4 protein-coding genes and 1 pseudogene are annotated in these 4,219 nt (G+C 71.4%); 3 read left to right on the forward strand and 2 right to left on the reverse strand.

Annotated features, from left to right (window positions below):
• Both VNT50_RS09440 and VNT50_RS09445 read left to right on the forward strand, forming a co-directional pair.
• Positions 1–308 (forward strand): annotated as a pseudogene (locus VNT50_RS09440) (general stress protein); the annotation flags it as partial.
• A complete protein-coding gene (locus VNT50_RS09445; protein WP_325484864.1) occupies positions 305–985 on the forward strand; it encodes an alpha/beta hydrolase family protein in 681 nt (226 codons plus the stop codon). The pseudogene VNT50_RS09440 and the gene VNT50_RS09445, both read left to right, overlap by 4 nt.
• Positions 986–1,007: 22 nt before the next feature.
• Here the strand turns inward: VNT50_RS09445 and VNT50_RS09450 are convergent, their stop codons facing one another.
• Both VNT50_RS09450 and VNT50_RS09455 read right to left on the reverse strand, forming a co-directional pair.
• On the reverse strand, positions 1,008–2,474 hold the full coding sequence (locus VNT50_RS09450) for an aminopeptidase P family protein (RefSeq protein ID WP_325484865.1): 1,467 nt from the start codon (positions 2,472–2,474) through the stop codon (positions 1,008–1,010).
• Between the two features lie 64 nt (positions 2,475–2,538).
• Positions 2,539–3,567: an endonuclease/exonuclease/phosphatase family protein gene (locus VNT50_RS09455; RefSeq protein WP_325484866.1), complete on the reverse strand. Its 1,029-nt coding sequence runs from the start codon at positions 3,565–3,567 to the stop codon at positions 2,539–2,541.
• An 82-nt stretch (positions 3,568–3,649) separates the two neighbouring features.
• On the opposite strand from VNT50_RS09455, the gene VNT50_RS09460 reads away from it, so the two are divergent.
• A partial coding sequence (locus VNT50_RS09460; protein WP_325484867.1) for a PHP domain-containing protein occupies positions 3,650–4,219 on the forward strand: 570 nt, incomplete at its 3' end.

Genomic DNA, 4,219 nt, shown 5'->3' on the forward strand with positions numbered 1-4,219 from the left:
GTGACTACGCGAGCGTCATGCAGGTCGTCGCCGACCACTACGAGGTGGCCATCGCTGCGCGCAGCATCCACCGCGCGCGGGAGATCCTGGGCGGCGCCGGAATCGAGCGTACCGTCGTCGCTCGCCCCGCGCCCGCGGCGCCCACCGCGCCGCCGGTCGGCGACCCGGTCATCGACCCCGAACGGGTCGAGCCGCCGCGCTATGGGGAGCGGGTCACACCGTCCCCGACGCCCGGGGCGGAGCCGCCGCCCCCGGCTGCGGACGAGACGGGCGATGCCCGTGACGCCCGCCCCTCCCAGGATCCATGAGCGAGGCCGAGGTCCGCCTTCCGGTCGATCTCCCGGGGGGAACGGTCGAGGTCTCCGCCGCCTACGGCCGCCCCGACGAGGCGTGGGCGACCATCGCGATCGCCCACGGCGCGGGCGCCGGCTACGGCCACCCGTTCATGACGGGCTTCGCCCGGGGGATGCGCGCGCAGGGCGCGGCGACGCTCCGTTTCAACTTCGCCTACATCGAGGCGGGGCGCAGGATGCCGGGACCGGCCACGCACGCGATCGCCGCGTGGCGCGCGGCCTTCGCGTTCGCCGTGGCCCGCTCCGAGGGCGAGCCGGTGTGGGTCTCGGGCAAATCGTACGGGGGCCGGATGGGTTCGATGGCGGTCGCCGAAGGCCTCGAGGCGCATGGCCGGGAGGCCGCGGGTCTGGTCTACCTCGGCTACCCCCTGCACCCTCCGGGCGACCCGCAGAAGGCGCGCGTCGCGCACCTGCCCGGCATCCGCGTGCCGCAGTTGTTCGTCTCGGGAGCGAACGATCCATTCGTCGCCCCCCACGAGCAGCTCGAGGCCGCCGTCGCTGCGTGCCAGGACGCGAGCATCGCGTGGATCGCGGACGCGGGGCACTCGTTCGACATCAAGGGCAGGAAGCGCCCCGCGGACGCGGTCGGCGCGGCGCTCGCACCCCTCGTCGCGGAGTTTCTGCGCCGCTAGCCGTGCCGCCCGGGCAGGTCGGTCAACGGGATGCGTCGGCCGGTCCGGTGCGCAGTCGCGCGATCCACGCCTCGACCTCGTCGGCGGTGCGCGGGATGTCCCCGGTGAGACTGACCGCTCCGGCATCCGTCATGAGGATGTCGTCCTCGATGCGCACGCCGATGCCGCGGTACTCCTCGGGAACGGTGAGGTCGTCGATCTGGAAGTACAGGCCGGGTTCGATCGTGAAGACCATCCCCGGCTCCAGGAGGCCGTCGTAGTACATGTCGCGGCGGGCCTGTGCGCAGTCATGCACGTCGAGGCCCAGGTGGTGGCTCGTGCCGTGCACCATGTAGCGGCGGTGCTGGCCGCCGTCGTCGGCGTCGAGGGCTTCCTCGGCCGTCACCGGGAGAAAGCCCCACTCGGCTGTCCGGAGCGCGATCACCTGCATCGCGGCCTCGTGCACGGCGCGGAACTTCACCCCCGGCCTGGCGGCCGCGAACGCGGCATCCGCGGCCTCGCGCACCGTCTCGTAGACGCGACGCTGCACCTCGCTGAAGGTGCCGCTCACGGGCAGGGTCCGGGTGATGTCGGCCGTGTAGAGACTGTCGACCTCGGCGCCGGCGTCGATGAGGATGAGATCCCCGGGGACGACCGGTCCGTCGTTGCGCGTCCAGTGCAGGTAGCAGGCGTGCGGACCCGAGGCCGCGATCGTGTCGTACCCCTCCCAGTTGCCGTCGCTGCGTGCCCGCTGGTGGAAGACGCCCTCCACGACGCGCTCGCCGCGGGGGTGCTCGATGATGCGCGGCAGCTCGGCGACGATGTCGTCGAAGCCCTTCGCGGTCACCTCGACGGCGAGCCGCAGCTGGGCGATCTCGTAGTCGTCCTTGACGAGCCGGAGTTCGCTGACGAAACGCGTCAGCTCATCGTCTTCGTCGACGACGATGTCGTCGTCGAAGGAGTCGAACGTGTCGATGTGAGCGGTCGCGATGCCGAGGTCGGCGGCGACGGAGGCGAGAGGGGGGCGAGGCCCGATCCAGAACTCCCCGATCGTGGCATCGGAATAGAACTCGCTCGTCGTGCGATCGGCGCGTTCGCGGAAGTAGAGGGTGACGTCGTGGCCGTCCGCGGTGGGCTGGAACACGAGCACGGAGTCGGGTTCGGCGTCGTTCGCCCACCCCGTGAGATGCGCGAAAGCCGAATGCGCCCGGAAAGGGTAGTCGGTGTCGTTGCTGCGGGTCGCCAGCGACCCCGCGGGTACGACGAGCCGCTTGCCGGCGAAAGCGGCAGAGACCGCGGCTCGGCGCGCGGCGGCGTATGGCGCCTGCTCGCGCGCGGCGGGGACGGTGTCGGGGTGTTCCGCCCATCCCGTGGAGATGCTGTCGAGGAAGCCCTTCGGGAAGGGCTGTCGACGATTCGTCGACGTGCCGGCCGGCTTCGCCGCAGCCTCGGTGGAGGCGGGTTCGGCGGGGGTGGCGTCGATCGTGTCGGTGTCGCCTGCGGTGCTCATGACATCCAGTTTCGCACGCGCGCGCCGGCGGTGGTCTTCGGCCGCGGAGGGCCGAAGCGTCCGCTCAGCCGACGGGTTCGAGCTGGACGACCAGCGGTCGGTGGTCGCTTCCCGAGTCATCCATCGAGCGCAGCACGACCGATCCGGTCGGCTTCCAGTGGCTCGAGTACATGACGTGATCGATCGGTGCGCCGGCCAGCGCCGGAATCTGGCTCGTCCACGTGCCGACGGCGCCGTTCCCGGTCTCCGCGGCCGCGTCGCGGCACTGGCCGAGCGTTGCGTTCCCGACGCCGAGGCCGCTCATGTGGTCGAGCGTCGCGTTGAAGTCGCCGGCCATGATGACGTTGGCGGCGGCGCACTGGTCGGCGAGCCACTGGAGGTCGTCGCGCCAGCTCGGCATGTAGGCGGACCGCGGGGCCACGGCGTGCACGGCCACCACGATCGGGCCGTCGCCGTCGACCGGCATCGCGACCGCGCTCGGAACGACGCCGGTGTTGCTCGAGCCGTCCCGCGAAGACTCGATCACCGAATAGTCGCCGAGTTCGGGGGAGATGAGGATGGTGGTCTCCCACGCCTGCGGACCGTTCTCGATCTCGGTGTTGAACCGCACATGGTGCACCCACATGGGGCGTCCCATCTCGCGCATCGCGACCGCGACGCTCTCGCCGACCGACTCGGCGGTCTCGGGCAGGGCGATGATGTCGGCATCCATCGCCACGGCCGTCTTCGCCACGGCCTCGGACGGCGTCGCCTCGCCCGCCGTGTTCCACGTCATGACCCGAACGCTCGTGTCCGTGCTCGCGGGCAGCGTGTCGGCCCCTAGTCCCCGGGACATCATGATGCCCGCGTTGGCGGCAACGGCGATCGCGGCGACGAGCACGATCGAGAAGGCGAAGCCGCGCGTCGTGCGGGGGAGGGCGAGCAGCAGCGCGAGCACGATGACGCCGAGGAATCCGGCGACGACAAGGCCCCGGAAAGAGACGATCTGGGCGACCGGATACGTGCGTTCGAGCCGGAAGAACGACGGCCACGTCAGCACGGCCGCCGCAACGGCGAACAGCACCGTCGCGAGGATTCCGAACAGGCGAAGCACGCAGCGACTCTAGGTGAGCAGGCTGTGAAACGGGCGAACGCCGGGCGCTCGCGGGGGTGCCGCGGCGGGCTACGCTCAGAGGATGACAGGGGCGCGCAGGTGGCAGGGCCCGAGCGACCTGCACCTGCACTCCCTCCGCTCGGACGGGACCGAACCGCCGGCCGTCGTCATGCAGGCGGCGCACCGGCACGCGCTTCGCACGGTGGCGCTCACCGACCACGACACGACCGCCGGATGGGCCGAGGCGGCCGACGCCGCGACGTCGCTCGGGATGACGTTCATCTCGGGAATGGAGCTCTCTGCCAAGCAGGATTGGCGGAGCGTCCACATCCTCGCGTACCTCTTCGATCCGGATGACGCCGCCCTGCGCGCCGAGATGAACCGCATCCGCGAGGACCGTATGGGTCGCGCCGAGCGCATCGTGCAGAAGATCGCGCGCGACTACGACCTGACGTGGGAGGACGTCGTCGAGCAGACCCACGGCGACGCGACGGTCGGGCGCCCGCACATTGCCGACGCGCTCGTCGCGCGTGGATTCGCCCGGGACCGCAGCGACGCCTTCGACGGCATCCTGCACCCGCGTGAGGGCTACTACGTCCCGCACTACGCTCCCGACCCCCTCGCGGCCGTGCGCCTCATCGTGGGCGCGGGC

This window comes from Microbacterium sp. (assembly GCF_035554235.1).
Lineage (GTDB): Bacteria > Actinomycetota > Actinomycetes > Actinomycetales > Microbacteriaceae > Microbacterium.